The sequence below is a fragment of the Gammaproteobacteria bacterium genome, assembly GCA_029880545.1.
Classification (GTDB): Bacteria; Pseudomonadota; Gammaproteobacteria; order Acidiferrobacterales; family SZUA-150; genus JAOUOD01.
Genome location: JAOUOD010000008.1, coordinates 120,621 through 141,393, shown reverse-complemented (window position 1 = coordinate 141,393; position 20,773 = coordinate 120,621). Strand labels below are relative to the sequence as shown.

At 54.6% G+C, this 20,773-nt stretch carries 23 protein-coding genes; 7 read left to right on the top strand and 16 right to left on the bottom strand.

Annotation, left to right across the window (positions count from 1 at the left end):
- Window positions 1–314 precede the first annotated feature (314 nt).
- From OEZ10_10950 to OEZ10_10925, 6 genes are all read right to left on the bottom strand, one after another.
- Window positions 315–806 (bottom strand): GNAT family N-acetyltransferase, encoded by a 492-nt coding sequence (locus tag OEZ10_10950; protein MDH5633497.1) that lies wholly within the window; start codon window positions 804–806, stop codon window positions 315–317.
- Window positions 807–1,003: 197 nt separating this feature from the next.
- Entirely contained in the window at window positions 1,004–1,291 is a 288-nt protein-coding gene (locus OEZ10_10945; protein MDH5633496.1) for a GIY-YIG nuclease family protein, read from the bottom strand.
- Between the two features lie 65 nt (window positions 1,292–1,356).
- Window positions 1,357–1,968, bottom strand: coding sequence for a fumarylacetoacetate hydrolase family protein (locus OEZ10_10940; protein ID MDH5633495.1), 612 nt, complete (start codon window positions 1,966–1,968; stop codon window positions 1,357–1,359).
- A gap of 16 nt (window positions 1,969–1,984) precedes the next feature.
- Window positions 1,985–2,509 carry a hypothetical protein gene (locus OEZ10_10935; GenBank protein ID MDH5633494.1) on the bottom strand — a complete coding sequence of 175 codons (525 nt, stop codon included), beginning with the start codon at window positions 2,507–2,509 and terminating at the stop codon, window positions 1,985–1,987.
- Window positions 2,510–2,540: 31 nt separating this feature from the next.
- Window positions 2,541–5,186, bottom strand: a complete 2,646-nt coding sequence (gene pepN / locus OEZ10_10930; protein ID MDH5633493.1) for an aminopeptidase N — start codon at window positions 5,184–5,186, stop codon at window positions 2,541–2,543.
- An 89-nt stretch (window positions 5,187–5,275) separates the two neighbouring features.
- Window positions 5,276–5,959: a zinc metallopeptidase gene (locus OEZ10_10925; GenBank protein MDH5633492.1), complete on the bottom strand. Its 684-nt coding sequence runs from the start codon at window positions 5,957–5,959 to the stop codon at window positions 5,276–5,278.
- A gap of 213 nt (window positions 5,960–6,172) precedes the next feature.
- On the opposite strand from OEZ10_10925, the gene OEZ10_10920 reads away from it, so the two are divergent.
- Together OEZ10_10920 and OEZ10_10915 are read left to right on the top strand one after the other, a co-directional pair.
- Window positions 6,173–6,619, top strand: coding sequence for an Rrf2 family transcriptional regulator (locus OEZ10_10920; protein MDH5633491.1), 447 nt, complete (start codon window positions 6,173–6,175; stop codon window positions 6,617–6,619).
- A gap of 233 nt (window positions 6,620–6,852) precedes the next feature.
- Window positions 6,853–8,088 (top strand): response regulator, encoded by a 1,236-nt coding sequence (locus OEZ10_10915; protein ID MDH5633490.1) that lies wholly within the window; start codon window positions 6,853–6,855, stop codon window positions 8,086–8,088.
- Here OEZ10_10915 and OEZ10_10910 read toward each other — a convergent pair.
- A complete protein-coding gene (locus OEZ10_10910) occupies window positions 8,027–8,431 on the bottom strand; it encodes an acyl-CoA thioesterase (protein ID MDH5633489.1) in 405 nt (134 codons plus the stop codon). The two genes, OEZ10_10915 and OEZ10_10910, sit on opposite strands and share 62 nt — an antisense overlap.
- Window positions 8,432–8,495: 64 nt before the next feature.
- Here OEZ10_10910 and OEZ10_10905 point away from each other — a divergent pair, with 64 nt between their 5' ends.
- From OEZ10_10905 to OEZ10_10895, 3 genes are all read left to right on the top strand, one after another.
- Window positions 8,496–8,996 carry a DUF4442 domain-containing protein gene (locus OEZ10_10905; GenBank protein MDH5633488.1) on the top strand — a complete coding sequence of 167 codons (501 nt, stop codon included), beginning with the start codon at window positions 8,496–8,498 and terminating at the stop codon, window positions 8,994–8,996.
- A 149-nt stretch (window positions 8,997–9,145) separates the two neighbouring features.
- On the top strand, window positions 9,146–10,447 hold the full coding sequence (locus OEZ10_10900) for a cyclopropane-fatty-acyl-phospholipid synthase family protein (protein ID MDH5633487.1): 1,302 nt from the start codon (window positions 9,146–9,148) through the stop codon (window positions 10,445–10,447).
- A complete protein-coding gene (locus OEZ10_10895; GenBank protein MDH5633486.1) occupies window positions 10,444–11,598 on the top strand; it encodes an NAD(P)/FAD-dependent oxidoreductase in 1,155 nt (384 codons plus the stop codon). Before OEZ10_10900 ends, OEZ10_10895 begins: the two co-directional genes overlap by 4 nt.
- Here the strand turns inward: OEZ10_10895 and OEZ10_10890 are convergent.
- The 6 genes from OEZ10_10890 to dapF all read right to left on the bottom strand — a co-directional run bounded on the left by OEZ10_10890 (window position 11,553) and on the right by dapF (window position 16,733).
- A complete protein-coding gene (locus OEZ10_10890; GenBank protein MDH5633485.1) occupies window positions 11,553–11,912 on the bottom strand; it encodes a S24 family peptidase in 360 nt (119 codons plus the stop codon). The genes OEZ10_10895 and OEZ10_10890 overlap by 46 nt on opposite strands.
- Window positions 11,913–12,035: 123 nt before the next feature.
- Complete coding sequence (locus OEZ10_10885) at window positions 12,036–12,887, bottom strand: hypothetical protein (GenBank protein MDH5633484.1); 852 nt, start codon at window positions 12,885–12,887, stop codon at window positions 12,036–12,038.
- Between the two features lie 124 nt (window positions 12,888–13,011).
- Window positions 13,012–13,938 carry a UDP-3-O-acyl-N-acetylglucosamine deacetylase gene (gene lpxC / locus OEZ10_10880; protein ID MDH5633483.1) on the bottom strand — a complete coding sequence of 309 codons (927 nt, stop codon included), beginning with the start codon at window positions 13,936–13,938 and terminating at the stop codon, window positions 13,012–13,014.
- 304 nt (window positions 13,939–14,242) lie between these two features.
- Window positions 14,243–15,166: a tyrosine recombinase XerC gene (xerC, locus tag OEZ10_10875; protein ID MDH5633482.1), complete on the bottom strand. Its 924-nt coding sequence runs from the start codon at window positions 15,164–15,166 to the stop codon at window positions 14,243–14,245.
- Window positions 15,167–15,189: 23 nt separating this feature from the next.
- A complete protein-coding gene (locus OEZ10_10870) occupies window positions 15,190–15,897 on the bottom strand; it encodes a DUF484 family protein (GenBank protein MDH5633481.1) in 708 nt (235 codons plus the stop codon).
- Window positions 15,894–16,733, bottom strand: a complete 840-nt coding sequence (gene dapF, locus OEZ10_10865) for a diaminopimelate epimerase (GenBank protein MDH5633480.1) — start codon at window positions 16,731–16,733, stop codon at window positions 15,894–15,896. Before dapF ends, OEZ10_10870 begins: the two co-directional genes overlap by 4 nt.
- 52 nt (window positions 16,734–16,785) lie before the next feature.
- Between dapF and OEZ10_10860 the strand changes: the two genes are divergently transcribed.
- Complete coding sequence (locus OEZ10_10860; protein ID MDH5633479.1) at window positions 16,786–17,076, top strand: hypothetical protein; 291 nt, start codon at window positions 16,786–16,788, stop codon at window positions 17,074–17,076.
- A 3-nt stretch (window positions 17,077–17,079) separates the two neighbouring features.
- On the opposite strand, the gene OEZ10_10855 is transcribed toward OEZ10_10860, so the two are convergent.
- From OEZ10_10855 to OEZ10_10845, 3 genes are read right to left on the bottom strand one after another with little or no spacing between them, the layout of a single operon-like run.
- Window positions 17,080–17,508, bottom strand: coding sequence for a CoA-binding protein (locus tag OEZ10_10855; protein ID MDH5633478.1), 429 nt, complete (start codon window positions 17,506–17,508; stop codon window positions 17,080–17,082).
- 12 nt (window positions 17,509–17,520) lie between these two features.
- A complete protein-coding gene (locus OEZ10_10850) occupies window positions 17,521–18,180 on the bottom strand; it encodes a class I SAM-dependent methyltransferase (protein MDH5633477.1) in 660 nt (219 codons plus the stop codon).
- A gap of 42 nt (window positions 18,181–18,222) precedes the next feature.
- Window positions 18,223–19,233 (bottom strand): peptidylprolyl isomerase, encoded by a 1,011-nt coding sequence (locus OEZ10_10845; protein MDH5633476.1) that lies wholly within the window; start codon window positions 19,231–19,233, stop codon window positions 18,223–18,225.
- Window positions 19,234–19,525: 292 nt separating this feature from the next.
- Here OEZ10_10845 and OEZ10_10840 point away from each other — a divergent pair, with 292 nt between their 5' ends.
- Window positions 19,526–20,743, top strand: a complete 1,218-nt coding sequence (locus OEZ10_10840; GenBank protein ID MDH5633475.1) for a 6-bladed beta-propeller — start codon at window positions 19,526–19,528, stop codon at window positions 20,741–20,743.
- Window positions 20,744–20,773: the final 30 nt, after the last annotated feature.

Genomic DNA, 20,773 nt, shown 5'->3' with positions numbered 1-20,773 from the left:
AGGATATTAAAGCGGGCTCCCGCGCCCGCACGGCGGGTGACTTTTGTTTCGGCAAAAGTCACCAAAGCCATTGCTCCAGCTGCCCGTGATTGATCCTCGTAGCAATAAAAAATTCCTTTTGTGCATCCAACTCGCCGGTCGCTGAAAAACGCGACTCGGGCTCGAACAGGGGATTCACAAGAGCGGATTTTTCATCACTTCTCGGCACGGGCAGAATGTCGCGGGTAAAAGCACTCCCTACAGCAAACAAATCCTGCGACTTCCGGCGCTCACTCTCGTTCCCGACGGCCTTATATTTCCGGGGGCAATAAACTTCATTTGGCAATAACCAATATGAATTTTTGTAGAACGACATCCCCGTCTACTTCTTCCTCGCCAATCCTTTCAAAACCTAAAGCATTCAATATCGCAATAGATGGAAAATTTGACTTCCTGGAATACGCCACAACAATTTTGGTTATATTATTGTCGGCGAGATATTTTATCCCGAGTCGTGCGGCTTCACTACCAACGCCCTTGCCCCAATAATCAGGATGTACAACATACCCCAACTCATGCTCCTGATTGGCATTTGGAAATAAAATCAGCTTCCCAACTACTTTTTCCCGATAACATATGACATGAGCACCCAAGAGCCCGATCTTCCATTTCTCTACGTTTCTTCGCACGCTTGCCCTGACCTCATCAACTGACAGGGGTCCTTGGCCAAAATTCGTGTAGATCCTCTTATCAGCAAACAGCTGCTCCATGGATGCTTGATCCAACAATGACATAGGCCGAATCGAAACATCTTTATTGACAGTCATTTTTCTACCAGTGAGAAAAGTTCTTACCACTCTCACACCTATCAGAATTACCGCCTACAATCTACGCGATTAGTCGTTAACCAAGCGCTCTCCAAGTCGGGGCATATCCATCTGTCATTCCTGCGGACGCCTGGAGCCTCAAGCGAAGGCGCCCATAACGAACCCCGAAGAGGTTCTATGGGAAAGGAATCCAGAAACTATATGATAGTGCTCCACAAATCCTCCCATAAGGGATTGGTTCTTTCGACTAGTTGCAATTTCCAGCTACGCTTCCACTTCTTGATTTGCTTTTCTCTCGTGATAGCTGCTTCAATTGATTCATGGGCTTCATAGTAGACAAGTAGATGTATCTTGTATTTCCTTGTGAAACCATCTACCAGGCCGTTCTTATGCTCATAAACTCTTTTCACCAGATTGCTGGTGACACCGGTATATAAGGTTCCATTTCTGCGACTTGCAAGAATATACAAAACCGGCTTCGTCATATTTCCTTCCCTGGATTCCTGCTTTCGCAGGAATGACGTTCTTACAGAAAAAATTAAACCGGTGTCTACCTCACCACCCACTCCGCCTCAACCAGCAACTCATCACCACTAAACACCTTGCCAACATAACGGTCACCGGCAACCATCGGGCCGACGCCTTGCGGTGTGCCGGTCATAATGATGTCACCGTCGTTCAGGGTCGTGAAACTCTGCACTTCCGTCAGGATGTCTTCGGGTTTGTTTATCATCAGTTCGTAACCGCCTGACTGAACCAGCGTGTCGTTAATATGCAGCTCCAGCCGCAAACCGGTTACGTCACCATCAAACTCGACAAATTTGCTGAACACGGCAGCGCCATCAAAACCTTTGGCGCGTTCCCACGGATGTCCTTGCTTGCGCAGACTCGATTGCAGGTCACGCTTGGTGAGATCCAGACCAAATGCCACCGCGGTATAACGCCCGCCTTCCACCAGCAGCGAGACTTCGCCCTCATAATGGATAACATCCTTCGGGTCTGCGACCAGCTCGTCGCCAATTGCGGAGTTGGGCTTCATGAACAACACCTGCTGCGTCGGCACCTGGTTGTTCAGTTCCTTGATGTGATCGACATAGTTAAGGCCGATACATACGATCTTGGTTGGTATAATTGTTTTGTTTGCAAACGTAACGGTTTTCATTGTTATCTCACATGGTCTACTTCAATGGGCACGCCTGTTTCTCGTCAAACAGCTTGCCTGCTGCTTCTGCCTTCAATGGTTTTGTCTCGCGGTCCTGGTTGGAGAATTTGGCCTGGCGATACTTGACGAAGTCCTTGTCGAGGGACCAGAACACCTTGCCGGTTTCATCCAGATAAATACGATGGCTGGCCATAATGGTGCCGATGGTGACAAAGCGTAAGGCGCCACCGGTGTCGTAGTAGCGATCGATGGTCAGCGGTTCGCCGCCGCTGGCGAGTTCTACCCGGCCATACATCCTGATATTGCCGGCTTTGTCCTTGACCAGCCGATGGCTGCGAATCGGGTTAGTGCCACACGATGATGACGTGATGTCGTATTGCCTGTTCTCGACGATCAGCACACCTGACTTGATGCCTTCAGCTGTTTCACGATAAAGGCTCTTGACCTCAAGGATGCGCGGGTGCGTTATCCAGTTCTTCAGCGTGATCGCTTCATCACGGCTTGCGGCGAATACGGATACCGGCAACAGTGCCAGCAGCATGATGATGCTGCCGGCATGGCCGCACCGGCCTTTAGCCCAGCGCCTTGGAGACAATTTCGTATACGTCCTTGGACAGCTTGCCGGCACCCAGGATGCGCTCCAGTTCGGCGCGCATCAGCAACTGCCGGTCGTCGTCGTACTTGCGCCAGCGATTGAATACCGATACCAGTCGCGCGGCGATTTGCGGGTTGAGTTCATTCAATACCAGTACCTGGTCAGCCAGGAAGCGATAGCCTTCACCACTGCGGTCGTGCAGGCGCACCGGGTTGCCATGACTGAACGTGCCGATCAATGCGCGCACCTTGTTGGGGTTCTTGATATCAAACGCCGGGTGATCCATCAGCCTGTGCACTTCGGCCATGGTATTTTGTCGATGTGACATGGCCTGGATGCTGAGCCACTTGTTTACTACCAGCGGCTCGGTTTGCCAGTGCTCATAAAATTCCGCCAGCGCATGTTCGCGCTCCGGCACATCACAATTACTCAATGCACCCATGGCCGCCAACTGGTCAGTCATGTTGTCGGCATCCTGGAATTGCTGGTAACAGCGCTGGATTTGTTCGTCTTCATAGGTCTCGGCGAGATAGGCAAGACAAACATTGTGCAGGCGTCGGCGACCGGCCTCGGCAGCGTTGTATCGATACGGGTCCGTGGTTGCCGTTTTTTCATACATGGCCGCCAGTTCCGGTTTCAGTTGCGCGGCGATTTCCGAACGCAGGAATTGGCGCGCCTGGTGGATGGCATCGGGATCGGCCACATCACACAACTCGGCAAGATACGCCTCGGATGGCAAGATCATTGCCTCGGCAATCAGCGCCTGGTCCAGCGAGCTGTCGGCAAGCGTGTTGCGCATGGCCTCAATGAAGTACGGCTCCGCCTGCAACGGGTTGTCGTGCTTGCTTGCATCAACCAGGCGCAGCAGGATGCGCTCGGCCAGTTTTTGCCCGGCATCCCAACGATTGAAGGCGTCACTGTCATGGCCGGCAACAAAAGCCAGCTCGGTGTCATCAAGATCAACATCCAGCTTGACCGGTGCCGAAAAACCGCGCAGCAATGATGGCAACGGCTTTTCATTGACATTGACAAACGTGAACACCTGTTCCGCTTCAGTCAGCGACAGGATACGGCTGGTAGCACCGGGCCTGGCTTCACCCTGAAGTTGCAGCGCCATGTCCTTGCCCTGCTTGTCGAGCAAGCCCATGGCCACCGGGATCAACATGGGTTTCTTTCCCTTTTGTCCCGGCGTATCGGGGCAATGCTGTTTCATGGTCAGGCTGTAGGTCTTGTTCTTGTCATCATAGCTGCCGGTCACCGTGAGACTCGGCGTGCCGGCTTGCTGGTACCACAACAGGAACTGGCTGACATCAAAACCGTTGGCATCGGCCATGGCCGCAGCAAAGTCATCGGTTGTTACCGCCTGGCCATCGTGTCGCTGAAAGTAGAGATCCATGCCCTTGCGGAAACCATCGGCGCCCAGCAAGGTATGATACATGCGCACTACCTCGGCGCCTTTTTCATACACGGTTACAGTATAGAAGTTGTTGATCTCGACATACGAATCAGGTCGCACCGGGTGTGCCATGGGGCCTGCATCCTCGGTAAACTGGCGGGCGCGCAACATGCGCACGTCGCTAATACGCTTGACCGGGTGTGATGTCATGTCCGCGGTGAATTGCTGGTCACGAAAAACGGTCAGCCCTTCCTTGAGACTCAACTGGAACCAGTCACGACAGGTGATACGGTTACCGGTCCAGTTGTGAAAGTATTCATGGGCGATAACACCTTCAATACCTTCGTAGTCAACATCGGTGGCGGTATCGGGTCGCGCCAGCACATAGGCGGAGTTAAAAATATTCAGGCCCTTGTTTTCCATGGCGCCCATGTTGAAGGCATTGGCCGCCACGATCATGTAGATATCCAGGTCGTACTCGAGACCGAACACATCCTCGTCCCATTTCATCGCGTGCTTGACCGATGCCATGGCGTGGTCGGTCTTGTCCAGGTTGCCCCGGTCCACGTAGATGCGCAGGTCCACCTTGCGACCACTGCTGGTCGTATAGGTATCTTCAAGACAATCGAGGTCACCGGCTACCAGCGCAAACAGGTAGGACGGCTTCTTGAACGGGTCTTCCCATTTTGCCCAGTGACGACCGCCATCCAGGTCGCCGCTATCAATGCAGTTGCCGTTGGAAAGCAGGATCGGGTAGGCGCCCTTGTCGGCGGTAATGGACGTGGTGAATTTCGCCATCACATCGGGACGATCTATATAATAGGTAATACGACGGAAGCCCTCGGCTTCACACTGGGTGCAATACATGCCGTCGGACATATACAGGCCTTCGAGCCGCGTGTTTTGCTGCGGCTTGATGCGGGTCACGATCTTCAGCGTAAACGCATCCGGTACATCGGCAATGACCAGTTTCTCTTCGCTCAACTGGTACGCCGCTGCATCCAGCAGCTTGTCGTCCAGGGTAACGCTGACCAGCTCCATGTCTTCACCGTCCAGCTCCAGCGCCGCGTTGCTGTCGGCAGCCTCCGGGTTACGGCGCAACACCAGCGCGGAACTCACCGTGCTGAAGTCAGCGCCAAGATCAAATTCGAGATCGACGGTATCAATGAGAAATGCCGGTGGCTGGTAGTCCTTGAGATATATGGTCTGAGGCGTATCGCTGCGCATGATCGCTCCGAAGTTCGTAATGGTTGCAGGTTATTCTTGTCGTGTTTCCGGGCCCAAGCCTAGCACGCTTGGTTTTCGGCACAAGGCCATTAACGTCGACGCAAAATAGCGATCCAGCGTGCTATGTTCAACAGGCTGGCCAGCGACCCGGCGACGTAGGTCCAGGCCGCGGCGCGCAATACCTGTCGTGCCGCCGGCATGTCCCGTGGCGACAAGTAGCCTTCTTCAAGAACAGGCAGGGCCCGGCGAAAACTGGCGTTCCATTCCACCGGCAGGGTTACCAGGTGCACGAGCGTGGCCAGGAACATGCTGAATATTCCGACGGCCAGCAGGATCAAGCCCATACGTGGATTTTTTGAAATCAGCGAAATCACCGGTATTGCCACCATCATGCCCGCACCCAGGCGCTCGACCGACCCGGCCCAGACTGCCATGCGGGTTCGCCATACCAGCGGACGATAGCCCTGGGCATGTTGCAGCGCGTGGCCCACCTCGTGGCTGGCCACGGCCACGGCGGTGAGCGACTTGCCGTCAAAGTGGTCGGGGCCCAGGCGCACGGTGCGTGCGGTCGGGTCGTAATGATCACCGCGCTCGGTTTGTTCCACCTTGACGTCTTTCAGGTCAAACCGATCCAGCAGGTGGCGCGCCAGCTCGGCGCCGGTTCCGGGCAAATCGTCGCGCCTGGCGCCATGGCGACGCATCACCCAGGCGGTCCACCATTGCGGGCCGATCAGGGCAAGCAGTAATGCGATTCCGGCTATGACATACAGCATGAGATTGACAAACTTTTACAATGTAAAAACATCAAATTACATGAAATTATGGAGAATGACCCGTAAAAACATAGGCTTGGATAAACAGTCGCCCCCATTCCCGTAATCAGAAAATACTTGACTAAATCCATCAACAATTTAGAATGTTGACAAATTTAGTCAAGTATATGGCTGCAACCGAATTGAGTGTGAACTTTTGGGGAGAATGATGCAATGAGACTATCTCGCAAAGGCCGTTTCGCCGTAACCGCCATGATGAACCTGGCACTGAATGCCGAAAAAGGCCCGATGACCCTGACCGAACTGACCCATGACCAGGGTATTTCGCTTTCGTACCTGGAACAGATTTTTGCCCGCCTGCGCAAGGAAGACCTGGTCTCCGGCGTACGCGGTCCCGGCGGCGGCTATTGCCTGGCTCGCCCGGCTGAAGATATCAGTATTGCCGATATCGTTACCGCTATCGATGAAAAGGGGCCGATTTCCGATCCTGATATGATCGATACCCTGTATCACAGCAGCCGCAGCCCGATTCATGCCATGTGGAATGAATTCAGCACCGACCTGTATGACTTCATGAATCGAATTTCACTGGCCGACTACGTCAGCCGCTACGCCGAACACAAGCAGGCGCGCTCCGTTGCAGCCAGCAAGGCTGCCTGAACCGGGCAAGGCTGACGACACTGTACCGTTTTCTTTTCCTCCCAACCTTCAACTCTTTTTGCCGCTTTTTAAGCGGCATTTCTTTTTTTTGGAGCATAAGATTGGTTATTCGAGACCCGGCTCCATAATTTTAACTCGTTTACAGTCCCCTTATAGATTACCAAATCACTAAGCACTACATTTAGCCTATTGAGTCACTCATTTCCGGAACGGAATCCATCAGGAAGCCTGGAATGATATCCAGTAAAAGCTATCTAAACGCCCGCATACTCATAGCCGACGACAATTCGGATCATCTTTTTATTATCCAGAAACTTCTCAAAAGTTCCGGATTTACCCAGGTGCACACAACAGATAGCGCACTGAAAGTGCATAGCCTGCACCGCCAGCATCAGTTTGACCTGCTGCTGCTGGACTACAACATGCCCGAAATGAGCGGTGTGGAGATTCTGCGGGTCATCCGGCAAGAAGCCGGTAATGAACACCTGCCGATAATCATCATTTCCTCCGCCATCGACAGCGAGACCCGAATCGAAGCATTGAACTTTGGTGCTACCGATGTCGTGCTCAAGGATCTTCACAACCGGGAGCTGGTTTCGCGAGTGGCCAACTTCCTGCGCCTGCGCTTCAGTCAACTTGAAGCCATGGAACATATTGACTTGCTCAATGCAAAAATCCGGCTACAAAGTCATAACATCGAAAATGCCGGCGAAGATGCCATCAACCGGCTGATGACGGCGGTGCATTTTCGTGACAATGAAACGGCTGAACACCTGGAACGCATGTCCAGCTACGCGCGCATTCTCGCCAGGGGTATGGGCATGACTGATGCGGAGGCCGAGGTCATCTACAAGGCCAGCCCGATGCACGATATTGGCAAAATCAGCATCCCGGACTCCATCCTGCTTAAAAAAGGGAAACTAAACGGCGACGAATGGCAATCAATGAAATCCCACACTATTATCGGCGCGCAGTTGCTGTCGGGACATGAGTCCGAGGTCATGAAAATGGCCAGCGTTATAGCACTGACGCATCATGAAAAATGGGATGGTACCGGTTACCCCTACGGACTCAAGCGGGGTGAAATTGCCTTGCCCGGCCGTATTGTTGCACTGGCAGATGTTTTTGATGCCCTGACCAGCGAACGACCGTATAAACCGGCCTGGAGCCTTGATCGCGCCATGGAAACCATCATCAGCCAGAGCGGTTTGCATTTTTCGCCTGAAGTGGTCGAGATATTCAAGCAAAGCCTGGATGAAATCATCCAGACCAAGAACGCCATTAACGGGCTCACCCGGCAAACAACAAGTGGTACGCCAAAAACTGCCCCTACATACGCTTCCACACCAGGAAAATCGCAGTTACAACCGGCAGACTATTCGGGCAACAAAAAACCGTCGCTGCACTTCAGTCTTTTGCAACAGAGCGTGGCCGGCGCTTATCGTCAATCGCTACATAAGTTAAAGTAGCTTCCGTCACCTTGTGACATTGACCCATATTGGCGCCTTCGCGCCAGCCTCGTTCAGCATATACCTCAACATCCACGGTAATCGAACTGTTACCAACCCGAACAATGTCCGCGTAGCAACTGACCAGGTCGCCGACAAACACCGGTTTGCGAAAATGAAATGCATTGACGGAAACAGTCACTACCCTGCCCCTGGCATGTTTTGACGCAGCGATGCTGCCCGCCACATCTACATGGGACATGATCCAGCCACCAAATATATCCCCGGCGGGATTGGTATCCTGGGGATAGGGAACCACCCGAATTACCGCGTGCTTGTCCACTGGCAATCTTTCATCATCCATAATCTTTCCTCGTATTGCTGAATTCAGGCTAAACAACAAACACCAGGTTCATTATACTGGGCGCATGAACCCGTTTCGATTACTCAGATTTTTTGGCGCCCGCAAGCGCCGTGACCTGGAATTCTTTCCGCCATTCTGGCTGACCGGCATCCGTATCAGTCAGCAAAACCACTGGCGCAAGGTCCGGGTAAAGCTGCCGTTAACACGCTTCACACGCAACATGGGCGGCTCCATGTTCGGCGGCTCCCAGGCCAGCGTTGCCGACCCGATTCCAGCCATAGCCTGCTCCCGGGTATTTCCCGGTTATGCCGTCTGGACGCGCGCACTCACCATCGAGTTTGAGCACCCTGCCACGACCGATCTGGAGCTGCGCTTTGACTTTCCGCCTGAGCAGGAAAAAATCATCCGCAAGGAACTGGAATCCCGTGGTCGCAGTACGCCCACCTTTGAAATGGGCTACTATGACAAACACGGGCAGCTTTGTGCACGCATCAGCAACACCGTTGCCATACGGCCCCGGGGCTACCGACGCAAGACCGGCCCGGAGCCAGGCGGCTCCTCCTGACCGGAAAAACCACCCGCACCCGGCTGGTTGCCAGCACCGAAAAATCCTTTTAGGATACGTCGTTCAGCTGTTGCCATAGCGGTTTTTCCTGCTTTTTCGGCATTTGCACATTAATACAATAACACAAGGAAACCGGGAGGAATTCGTTCGTGAGAGCAAGAGACAAGGCTATCTGGGCAAATGGGCGCGAGCTCGATCAAGAACACTCAGCGCCAGGCACCGACCGGCGCAAGAGCACCGCTCTGGATCACAGCCTGGTTGACCTGATTCTGAAAAAACTGGGCTGCCCCAACCTGGAAATCATACTCTGGGATGGTACCCGCTTGAGCAAGCAACACCCTGGCAGCCACTTTACCTACCATGATGAGCTCTACATCCGAAACCGGGGCACGCTGTTCCAGCTGATTCGCAACCCTGAATTACATTTCGGCGACCTGTACTCCAGCGGACATATTCAGCTCAAGGGCGACCTGATCCGCTTTTTCGAAATTATCTATGGCTCCATGAACCACGCCAGTGAGAGCCGTGGCCCGGTCAAGAAATTCTGGTCAACCCTGCGCTCGCCCAAGCCGCGGCGCAACACGCTGCGCAACGCGCAGACGCATATTCATCATCACTACGATATCAGCAATGATTTTTACCGGCTGTGGCTGGATAACCGGCACATGCAATATACCTGCGCCTACTATGCCCAACCGGATTTCACGCTCGAACAGGCACAAGAGGCCAAGCTGGAACACGTTTGCCGCAAGCTGCAGCTTCAACCGGGTGAAACCGTTGTCGAAGCCGGGTGCGGCTGGGGCGGACTGGCGCGCTACATGGCCAAACACTACGGCGTAAAGGTCAAGGCCTACAATATTTCCCGTGAACAGGTCGCCTACGCAAGACAGGCGGCGAAGGAACAGGGTCTTGATCATCTTGTTGAATACGTTGAAGACGACTACCGCAATATCACTGGCGAATACGACGTGTTTGTTTCCATCGGCATGCTCGAACATATCGGCGCTGAAAACATGTCGGTGCTGGGCAGCACCATTAACCGCGTACTGAAACAGGATGGCCGCGGCCTGATTCATTCCATCGGGCGCAACCGCCCCAAGCTGATGAATGCATGGATCGAGAAACGCATTTTCCCCGGCGCCTACCCGCCGTCAATTTCGGAAATGATGGAAATATTCGAACCACAGGATTTTTCCATTCTCGATATCGAGAACCTGCGGCTGCACTATGCGCAAACACTGCGCCATTGGCTAGGACGTTTCGACGAACACCAGGCGCTGATCGAAAACATGTTTGACCGGGAGTTTTTCCGCGCATGGCGCCTGTACCTGGCAGGCTCGGTGGCAGCATTCACCGCCGGCGACCTGCAACTGTTCCAGGCCCTGTTCAGCAGGCCAACCCTGAACACCATGCCATTGACCCGGGATCATCTGTACCGGACCGAAAAATGATCACGGCAGATATTGTCATCGTTGGCGGTGGACCAGCCGGTTCCACCGCCGCATGGCAATTGAAGCAGGCCGGTGCCGATGTACTGCTGATCGACAAGGCCGAGTTCCCCCGCGACAAGGTCTGTGCCGGCTGGATTACCCCGGCCATTATCGAGTCCCTGCAACTGGATATTGATCAATACCGGCAACAACATACCCTTCAGGAAATCCGCGGCTTTCGAACCAGCATGCTTGATGGCAATGAAAGCAGCACCCGCTATAACGATGTAGTCAGCTACGGCATCCGGCGTCGCGAATTCGATCACTACCTGCTGGCACGCAGCGGCGTACGTACGCAACTGAATACGCGCGTCTCCGATATCAGCCGTCAACAGGATCGCTTGGTCATTAACGGTGTCATTGAAACACCGCTGATACTCGGTGCCGGCGGCCATGCATGCCCGGTTTCACGCTTCATTGGCAACCGCCCGGGCAAACACGAACGCGCGGTATCCGCCCAGGAACTGGAAGTCCGGCTCACGCCTGAACAACAACAATCATGTGCAGTACAGGGTGACCAGGCGGAACTGTTCTTTTGTCGCGACCTGAAAGGTTATGCCTGGGTGTTTCGCAAGGGTGAGTACCTGAATATCGGCCTTGGTCGCGAAGATAACCATCGACTGCCTGATCACATCGATGAGTTCATGCGTTACCTTTTTGAGCGTGAACGCGTGCCTGCGAATATCGAAACGCGATTTTGCGGACACGCCTACCTGCTTTACGGTCATGGACACCGTCGCGCAATCGATGATGGCGTAATGCTGATGGGTGATGCGCTGGGTCTTGCCTACCCGCAAAGTGGCGAAGGCATCCGGCCGGCCATTGAATCAGCGATCCTGGCGGTTGATACCATCATCAGGGCTAACGGTAATTATACCGAGGCATCACTGGCCAGGTATGTCGACAGTATTGAGCGGCGTCTTGGAAAACCTGCGGCCAACGATGTGCCCAGGTCATCGTTGCCGTGGTTACCGGGAAAACTGAAATTCTGGCTGGCCCGGCAGGCAATTGCCAATCCCTGGTTTGCCCGCCGGGTGATTATGGATAACTGGTTCCTGCACCGGGCTCAACCGGCACTGCGCCCGGTTTTCGATTCCACTGCCGCCCGATGAGCGCGTAACAACTCCTCGCGGTACTCGTAATGCTTGACGCCATCACGGCGTCGACCGGCACGCTGAATTACCACGCCACGCGAGAAATACGGGCCAACCAGCTCCTGGTCTTCGTAAGTCTCGTTCAGCGGGTGCAGGAACTTCCGGCCATCGCGCTCAATATACTGGCGAAAAACCGTTTCGCCCTGGAAGTCGATGATCACGTACATGCCATCCACCAGCGGCATAGCGGGATCAATAATAATGATTTTCCCGTCTTCAAATTCCGGCGCCATGCTGTCACCGACAACACGCAGCGCAAACGGCTCCGTCATTGAACATCCGCCACCACTTTCCACAATCCACTCCTTCACGTCGGGACGTATAACAAGAACAAATTATACCAGCCTGGTTCCGGGACAGGCAGCCGCCGCGGAAACTGTGCGGGTTTGATGTGGCTAGAGTCCGGCTTCGAGGCGGCCCTGAACCAGCATCACCCTGAACTGCTCATTATCAGCAACATCCGGCATCACCTTTCTCAGGTAATACACCAGCGCCGCCTGCCGCCGCGCCGCCTTTTCCAGCCACGCCCGCGTCGGCTCCACCAGGGCATCATGAGTCAACAGCCTTGGCGCCAGCCATTCGTGGTAATCCTGTATCAGCCGAACCGCCGCATCATCGTCCCAGCCATGTTCACGCAACAACAATTCCGGGAAATAGGATCGCGCCAGTGATCGACCTCGCAATTCCTCGTCAATTCGACAACCGGTATCGCCACAACCATCGCCGGCTTCATCTCGAAAAAACCATTGCGCCCGCGGCATGGCACCGGCCTCCAACTGGATCGTGCGTCGCAACACCTCGGCATGGGCATAGCCTGGCATCTCGCCGGTTTCATTCAACAAGCTGTCGGCAACAAAGGGTTTTGCGGCAATGGCAGATTGCCAGCTGACCTCATCCAGGCGCGGCGGTGTTCGATTGGGTAATGCCGTGGCCAGCAGTGCCAGGGGCAAGTGTTCGTGCTTGTCGAGCAACCACAGCTCCAGGCTGTCGGCAGGTGCAAACGGAACCGGCGGATGGTTTCGCAGCGCATCGAGAAAGGCGCCGGTCTGCGGCGTATCGATCAAGCGATCCGGGCGATCAACCGACCAGGCGCCGTACACGGAGCGTCCGCCACCCGCAGGCTGGTATTGCACATGCCAGTGATGCCCGTCTTCGCTGAATGCCCGAAAACCGCCACGCTCCACCACCTGCACCGTTCCCCGGTAGGGCGACATTTGCCTGAGGCTGTAATACGCGGGCTGATTCATAAGGCCGGACCAAAACAAAGACCGGGAAAGATTAGCAGAGTGACCACTCACCCGGCCAGACTGCAGCGCATCCGGTGCGACCGGATGCTAATCCGGCCAGACCAGTTTCTGTACAAAAGGCAGATCAGCCGATGGAGTCAGTCAATGGCTGAATATAAGGAATCGGGGCCGGGCTCTTGTCGTCAAAGGTAACCAGTTCCCAGGCGGATTCATCGGCAACCAGCGTACGCAACAACAGGTTGTTGAGTGCGTGCCCGGATTTGCAGCCACTGAAGGCACCGATCAGGCTGTGACCCAGCAGGTACAAATCGCCAATGGCGTCGAGGATCTTGTGCTTCACAAATTCGTCGGCATAACGCAGGCCGTCTTCATTCAGCACCCGGAAATCATCCATTACCACGGCATTGTCCATGCTGCCGCCCAGGGCGAGATCATTGGCGTGAAGCTGCTCGATATCACGCATGAAACCGAAGGTACGCGCACGACTTACCTGTTTAACGAACGACGTGGAGGAAAAATCCAGTTCGGCGGAATCGTGTTCGGCACTGAATGCCGGGTGGTCAAACGCGATCTTGAAACTGACTTTGAAACCTTCGTAGGGATCAAACCGGGCCCACTTGTCACCCTGTTCGACCTTGACTGGCTTCTTGATACGGATGAAACGCTTGTGTGCTTCCTGCTCCTGGATGCCGGCAGACTGGATCAGGAATACAAACGGTGCGGCACTGCCGTCCATAATCGGCACTTCGGGAGCACTGACATCAACATAGGCGTTATCAATGCCGAGGCCGGCCATGGCGGAAAGCAAATGCTCAACCGTGGAAATCTTGACTCCGTCCTTGATCAAGGTCGTGGACAAGCTGGTCTCGCCCACGCAACTGGGGCAAGCACGGATTTCAATCGGCTTTTCCATGTCGACCCGGCGGAATATGATGCCACTGTCGGCAGCGGCGGGACGCAAGGTGAGGAATACTTTTTTGCCTGTGTGCAGACCGACACCGGTAGCGGTGATAGTCGTTTTCAAGGTGCGTTGCTTGTAGTTGGAGGCCACCCTGGCTTCCCCCCTTATGACTTATTTGTTTGACCAAAAACGGCTGTTCGCGAGTTCCGGGTTAGAAATTTCCATCACCCCAACATCATCGAACAATGTTCATCGAATACCCAGCCAATTCCTGGCAAATTTTCCCGGTGCAAGTTCCTTGGCGAGCAGCCAAGGATATAACCCGGGACACAATCGAATGCGTGAACAAGTTATAACACAGGATTTCCTGTTTTCCAGTCCAGCCTGCCAAACGGCAAACACCGAACCAGTCGGTGGACTGCGCCCGAAAATTCAATAACCGGAAGGCGCGGGATTATACATCAAAGATTTTCTTTTTCCGAGCGCGCGGATGCGCCTTGTCGTAGACCCGGGACAGGTGTTGAAAATCCAGGTGCGTGTAGACCTGGGTGGTTGAAATATCAGCATGCCCGAGCAGCTCCTGGACCGCTCGCAGGTCGCCGCTGGACTCCAGCAGGTGCGAGGCAAATGAATGCCGCAACATATGTGGGTGTAACGGTAACGACAGCCCCTGGCGCTCACCCCAGGCCTTCATGCGTGCCTGTATGGTACGTACCGACAGCAATTTTCCCCGCTCGGAGACAAACACATCGGCCGATTCAGCAAGACCGCTGTGCGCCTTGCGTTGTTTCAGCCAGGCACGCATGGCCGATTGGGCTGCTGTCCCGATGGGAACCACCCGGGTTTTTGCACCTTTGCCAGTTACCCGCACGAGGCCCTCAGCCAGGTCCATATCCTGCAATCGCAAGCCGGCGAGTTCGCTCAGGCGCAACCCGGATGAATAAAACAGCTCCACCATGGCCCTGTCCCGCGCCGCCAAAAAGGGTGACTCGCCGGCCAACACATCGACCACATCCAGGGCACCGACCAGCTGATCGACACTGAGCGTCTCGGGCAGGCGTTTGTCGGCACGCGGAGCGGGCACACCATCGGCAGGGTTGTGATTCACTTTTTGCTCGCGCAGCAGGTAGCGATAAAAACTGCGGATCGCCGACAAAGCCCGCGACACACTGCGTCCGGAAAATCCCTGCTGGCGAATACGGGAAACAAATCGCCGGATATCATGCACGGTCACGGCGGACCAGTCGCGATGCTCCAGCGTATCGAGGAATTCGAGGAACTTTTGCAGATCCCGACCGTAGCCGGACACCGTGTGCTTGGCCACACGACGCTCGTGTTCCAGGTGATTAAGAAAGTTGTGGATGTCTGAAGCAGCCATGGCGCCCAGTTGTCACCGGCCACCTAGACCTGGAAGCGTCGGCAGGCGGCCTCCAAAAGCTCGCCCATGCGTGACAGGTACAGCGTACCCATGTCTTCCTGGAACCGGGTGGGGTCGTTACTGCCCAGCGCCAGGATACCGGCAACCGGTTTCTTGCCCAGCGGAATCAGCGCACAAGACTGAATATCGGCCAGGGCTTCGCCGAACAGGGCTTCCATTGTGGTTTCGCTGGCCTGGTAACCGCACAGGGGGCGATGTTCATGACCAAATATCGAAGACAACAGCTGTTTCAGTTCATCCTTGCCGGCCAGTGAAAACTCGGACCGATCAGCCAGTGAGTCATCACTCCAGTTAAACAGGGTCACCACCTGCTCCAGGTCCAGGTCATCAATCAGCAAGGTGATGTTGGTGTCCAGCACCGTCTCAAGATTATTGCAGGACATCAGCGCCAGGCTGTAGCGATGCACCCATTGGCTGAGGCCGTCATTGTCGCGGGCGACACTCACCAGCTCATCGAGCTGCCGGGCAAGATTATTGTTGCGATCCCGAAGCACCTGCACCTGGCGCTCAATCAGCGACGTGGCAGAACCGCTGTCGTGGGATAAATTCAGGTGGGTCAACAGCTCCGGGTGGCGCTCAAAATAGTCCTGCTGCTCCTTCAGGTAACGCGCAACCGCCTCGTCCCAGGACAGGCTGTCATCCAGTTCTTGTTCGGGAGATTTTTGACTCATGATTTCGCCAGGTCTATTTCGCCGTCAAATACCGTTGTTGCCGGGCCGGTCATCCACACCGGGTTGCCTGCGCCCGCCCATTGTATGGTCAGCTCACCACCGCGCAACCTGACATGGACGGTTTCATCAAGCAGTTCCAGTTGCCTGCCTGCCGCCACGGCAGCGCAGGCGCCGGTACCGCAGGCCAGGGTTTCGCCCGCGCCACGCTCAAAGACTCGCACAGCCGCGTGGCCCGGGTCCAGTATTTGCATAAATCCGGCGTTCACACGCTTCGGAAAACGGGGGTGATTTTCAATAATCGGCCCCTGCTCGGCCACCGGCGCGGTGTCGATATCGTCAACGATCTGCACGGCATGCGGGTTGCCCATGGACAGCACCGACACTTCCACCGAGCGATCTTCGATTATTAAGGTATAGGTGGTCGCCTGTTCCTCGGTCTCAAACGGTACCTCGGCAGGCGCAAACCTGGGCACGCCCATGTTGACCGTGACCTGGCCATTATCCTGCAGGCGCGGAATGATCAGACCACCCAGGGTCTGCACCCGGATTTCAGATTTATCGGTCAACCCCTTGTCGTGGACAAAGCGGGCAAAACACCGGGCACCATTGCCGCACTGCTCCACTTCGCCACCATCGGCATTGAATATCCGGTAACGAAAATCTGCATCAGCACTTTGGGGGTTCTCGACCAGCAGGATCTGATCACAGCCGATACCAAATCGCCGGTCGGCCAGCGCCCGGCACTGGTCGGCACTGAGGTCGATGGACTGGTTAATGGCATCGAACACGACAAAGTCATTACCGAGGCCGTGCATTTTGGTGAATTTGACTCGCATGGCGCAAGCCTACCGTTTACAGCGGCAATTGGAAACTTCAAACTCGGCCATCATGAGCAAAACCGAACAGATTCGCCGGCAATGGTTGCGGCGTTACCACCAGATGAAATCCCATCCCAATCACTGGGTGCGCAAGGGTTTTGGCCTGTTGATCATGGTTGCCGGCCTGCTCGGTCCGTTCGTGCCGGTACTGGGCATCTGGATGTTCCCGTTCGGGCTAATCCTGTTTTTTTCCGACTCACCCATCTACTGGCGCTGGCGTCGAAAGTTTGTTGGCTGGCGACGGCGGCGTCGGCAGCAACGACAACACGACACCAAAACCGGAAATTCTGCTGACGAATAATCGTTACTGGTCGAGACCGAGACGCTCGTATTCCTTATATATACATCGATCCATAACCACTTCTATACCATTGGCACGGGCTCGCAGGGCGGCGGCTTCATTGATTATGCCCTCCTGGATCCATAACACCGGGATACCGCGGGCAATAACGCTGTCCACCACCGGCTCCAGCTGGTCCGCGGCGCGAAATATCACCGCCATATCGAGCGGGCCGGGCACATCTTCCAGGCGGGCATAGGCCGGTTCGTCGAGCACCGTTTGTACGGCAGGTCGCACCGGCACGATCACATAACCATATTTCTGCATTTCACGAGCAACGATATAGCTCGGGCGATCAGGCTTGGGAGACAAACCGACAATGGCTATCCGGGTCGCAGACTGCAACATCTGGCCCAGGGCCTCATCACCTGGATTCTGAAATACTTCAGTCATTGCCAGCCCGGCTCACTCGACGATACCGCTAATGCGCATATGCCGATCACTGGTGGTTTCCACTTTCAGGCCGATCAACCCGGCCTCACGAAGCTGGGCCTCGACTTCATCGGGACGGTACGCGGCCAGCAGCGAGTGATAAAAATCCGTGCGCAATACTTCAGGCTCACCTTCCGAATAGGTATCGACAATGTGCTGCGCGGCTTCGGTGGTCTGCGGCCGAAACAAATCCGCCACGTAGACGATGCTGCCGGGCACTGAACACTGCTTGACGCTGCGCCACAGATCCATAGCGTCATTCATATGGTGTAACAGGCTGTTGGAAATAATGACATCAGCACCAGTCGGCAGTTCCGCGGACGGAAGATGGGCGCAAACATAGTCAATTTGCCCATCGAGCCCCTGCTCCCGGGCACGCTGCCTGGCGATCAGCAGCATTTGCTCGGCGCCGTCGATGGCGCTGACTCGGCATTGCGGATAGCGTTGGGCAAAACGTTCCGTCAGGTCGCCCGGCCCACAACCCAGGTCGACAACTCGACGTGGCTGGCATTGCGGAAAACACGCAGCAAAGCCGTCAACAAAAGCCGTATTGGGCTCGACAAAATCCGCCTCGGCATAGGCCAATGCCTGTGTCGGGTCGTTCATTAATTCCGGTTCAGGAATGCGTCTCATTTTTATCCGCGCAGTACATATATTTAAAGGTATAACTCTCGATCAGGCTTTCTTGTCCAGGTTGATCAGCACCTTGATCTTGACCTGTTTGCGTTGCTCGTCCATCGCCTTGTTTCGCAACTCCTCGAAGCGCTTCTCTTCGAGCCGCTTTTTCAGCTTGTCGCGCGCTTCCTTGAACGACAGGCTGCCGGCAGATTGGCGCTTGCCGGCCTTGACGATGTGGAAGCCGTGAAGTGATCGAATCGGACCGGCCATCTCGCCTTCCTTGAGCTTGAACAGCGCATCCTCCAGCTCCTGCAGCAACCGGCCCTTGTGCATATCACCAATCCAGCCGCCCTTGACGCGATAATCGTCTTCGGAATGCTTGCTGGCAATATCGGTAAACTCGGCGCCCTCGCGAATCTGTTTTACCAGCGAATCGGCCAAGGCCTGCTTTTTCTGCCACTCCTCATCCGGTGCATTCGGTTGCACTTTAAGAATGATATGCCAGGCACCGACAGTTTCCGGACGCTCGAACTCTTTTGGATTGCTCTTGAAATACTCGCGCAGTTGCTTGTCTGTATACACTGCTTTCGGGGTCAGGGTTTCGTTGACATACCTGGTAATGACATTTTGTGCGATAACCCGATGTTCGAACCGCTCTTTGGTCAGGCCGCTTTTATTCAATTGTTTGATAAATTCTTCCTTACTGCCAAAACGATGCACATTGCTTTGCTCAGCCTGGGCAAGCAAGCCTTCATCGGGCTTGATGCCTGCCTGGACAGCCGCGCGATATAACAAGGCTCGCTCGGTCAAGCGCTCAATCGCCTGTTTCGTATATTTGTTTTGTGTCGCCTTGGACAGTTCGCCATGAAATGAAGATGGCGGTAACAGGCTCTTGACAGACTCATCCAGCTCATAACGCAGGAAACGCTCTTCGCCCACCTCCAGCACCACCTCCGGCGCCTGCTGTGCCCACGCACACTGGCAGCCGAAAAAGAATAACCCAACAAATGCAAGCTGCAGAAACTTGCGCACCCCTGTTTTTACAGGTTCAAATGCATGCTCAGACATTACACAACTCCAGTTTCAGACTGACATCGCGGCCAGGTATTGAACTTGACATGGGTCAATTTTTGACTTGATCCAAATCAAGGCGATATGGGGTTAGAATCAATTAGAGTTTGCTTAAAGTCAACCAAGGCAAGAAACAACAAGAACAAAGACCGAAGTGTGCAAGAACTGGACATTCACGACCAATGCACTATATTCCGTGCGGAAGAAGTGGATCTCCAGGCAAATTAACGAAAACGTCGACTGGGCAAATGTCAAAAATTTTCGCAGAACGACAACCGGGGATAAAGCAGTGACCTTTGCGTTGGGAAACATGCAGCAAGCCATATACAGTAAGCATTCTGTATACAGGACGTTTGCGCGCATTCCCCACGCCTTCACACTTACCGCAGCCAGCCTTGCATTGCTTGTCATGTTCGGCGGACTCGGCGGTTGCGCCAGCACCGGTTCTGATGATGCCAACAAGAAACCGGACAACGTGCTCTGGCCGTTGCCACCTGAGACGCCACGCTACAAGTTTGTCGGTTACCTGTTTTCTGAAGACCAGGTCACCGAAGCCGCCTCTGGCATGTCAGTCATGCGCGACAAGTTACTGGGCAAGCCGCGCGAAGCCGGGCGCCAGCTGAAAAAGCCCTATGCTGTACACGCCGACAAGAGCGGTCGCGTGTACGTAGCCGACAGCGGCTGGGGCAAGGTGTTGGTATTCGACCCACAAAATAAAAAATTCGCCATCTGGGGTGAACACGGCCAGGGTATTTTGGCCAAGCCGCTGGGCATCGCCTCAGATAAACATGGTTACATCTATGTCACCGACTCCGCCAAGCAGCGTGTCGTTATCTTTGATCAGAATGGCGAATTCGTTCGCGCCATGGGCAAAAAAGGCGAGCTGGAACGTCCCGTCGGCATTGCTGTCGATCAGTACAGCGGCAAAACCTATGTCGTCGACACCAAGAGCCACAATATCGCCGTCTACAGTCCACAAGGTGGCCTGTTGACCAAAATCGGCAAGCGTGGCATGGAGCCGGGCGAATTCAACTTCCCCACCAACATCACTATTGGCCCCGCTGGCAAGATTTATGTCGCCGACAGCATGAACTTCCGGGTACAGGTGCTGGATAATAAAGGCAAGCCGCTGATGCAGTTTGGTTCCAACGGCGATGCCCGTGGCCAGTTCGCTCGCCCCAAGGGTATCGAAGTGGACTCGCAAGGTAACATCTATGTAGTTGATTCGGCCTTCAATAATTTCCAGGTTTTTAACCCTGAGGGCAAATTGCTAATGGCCCTAGGTGGTGGCGGTCGCAAACCCGGAGAGTTCCAGCTACCTGCCGGCATGTACATTGATGACAACGACCAGATATATGTTGCTGACCAGTACAACTGGCGCATACAGATTTTCGAGTTTCTGAAAAACAATGACCACAAGAGTGAGGGTTCAATCACCAGGGTCGACACGGAAGCCTCAGATTCAAGAAATAACAAACCGCGTGCCGGAGGAGCACGCCCAGAGTAATGAGTAAACTTAACCATGTTCTAACGCGTA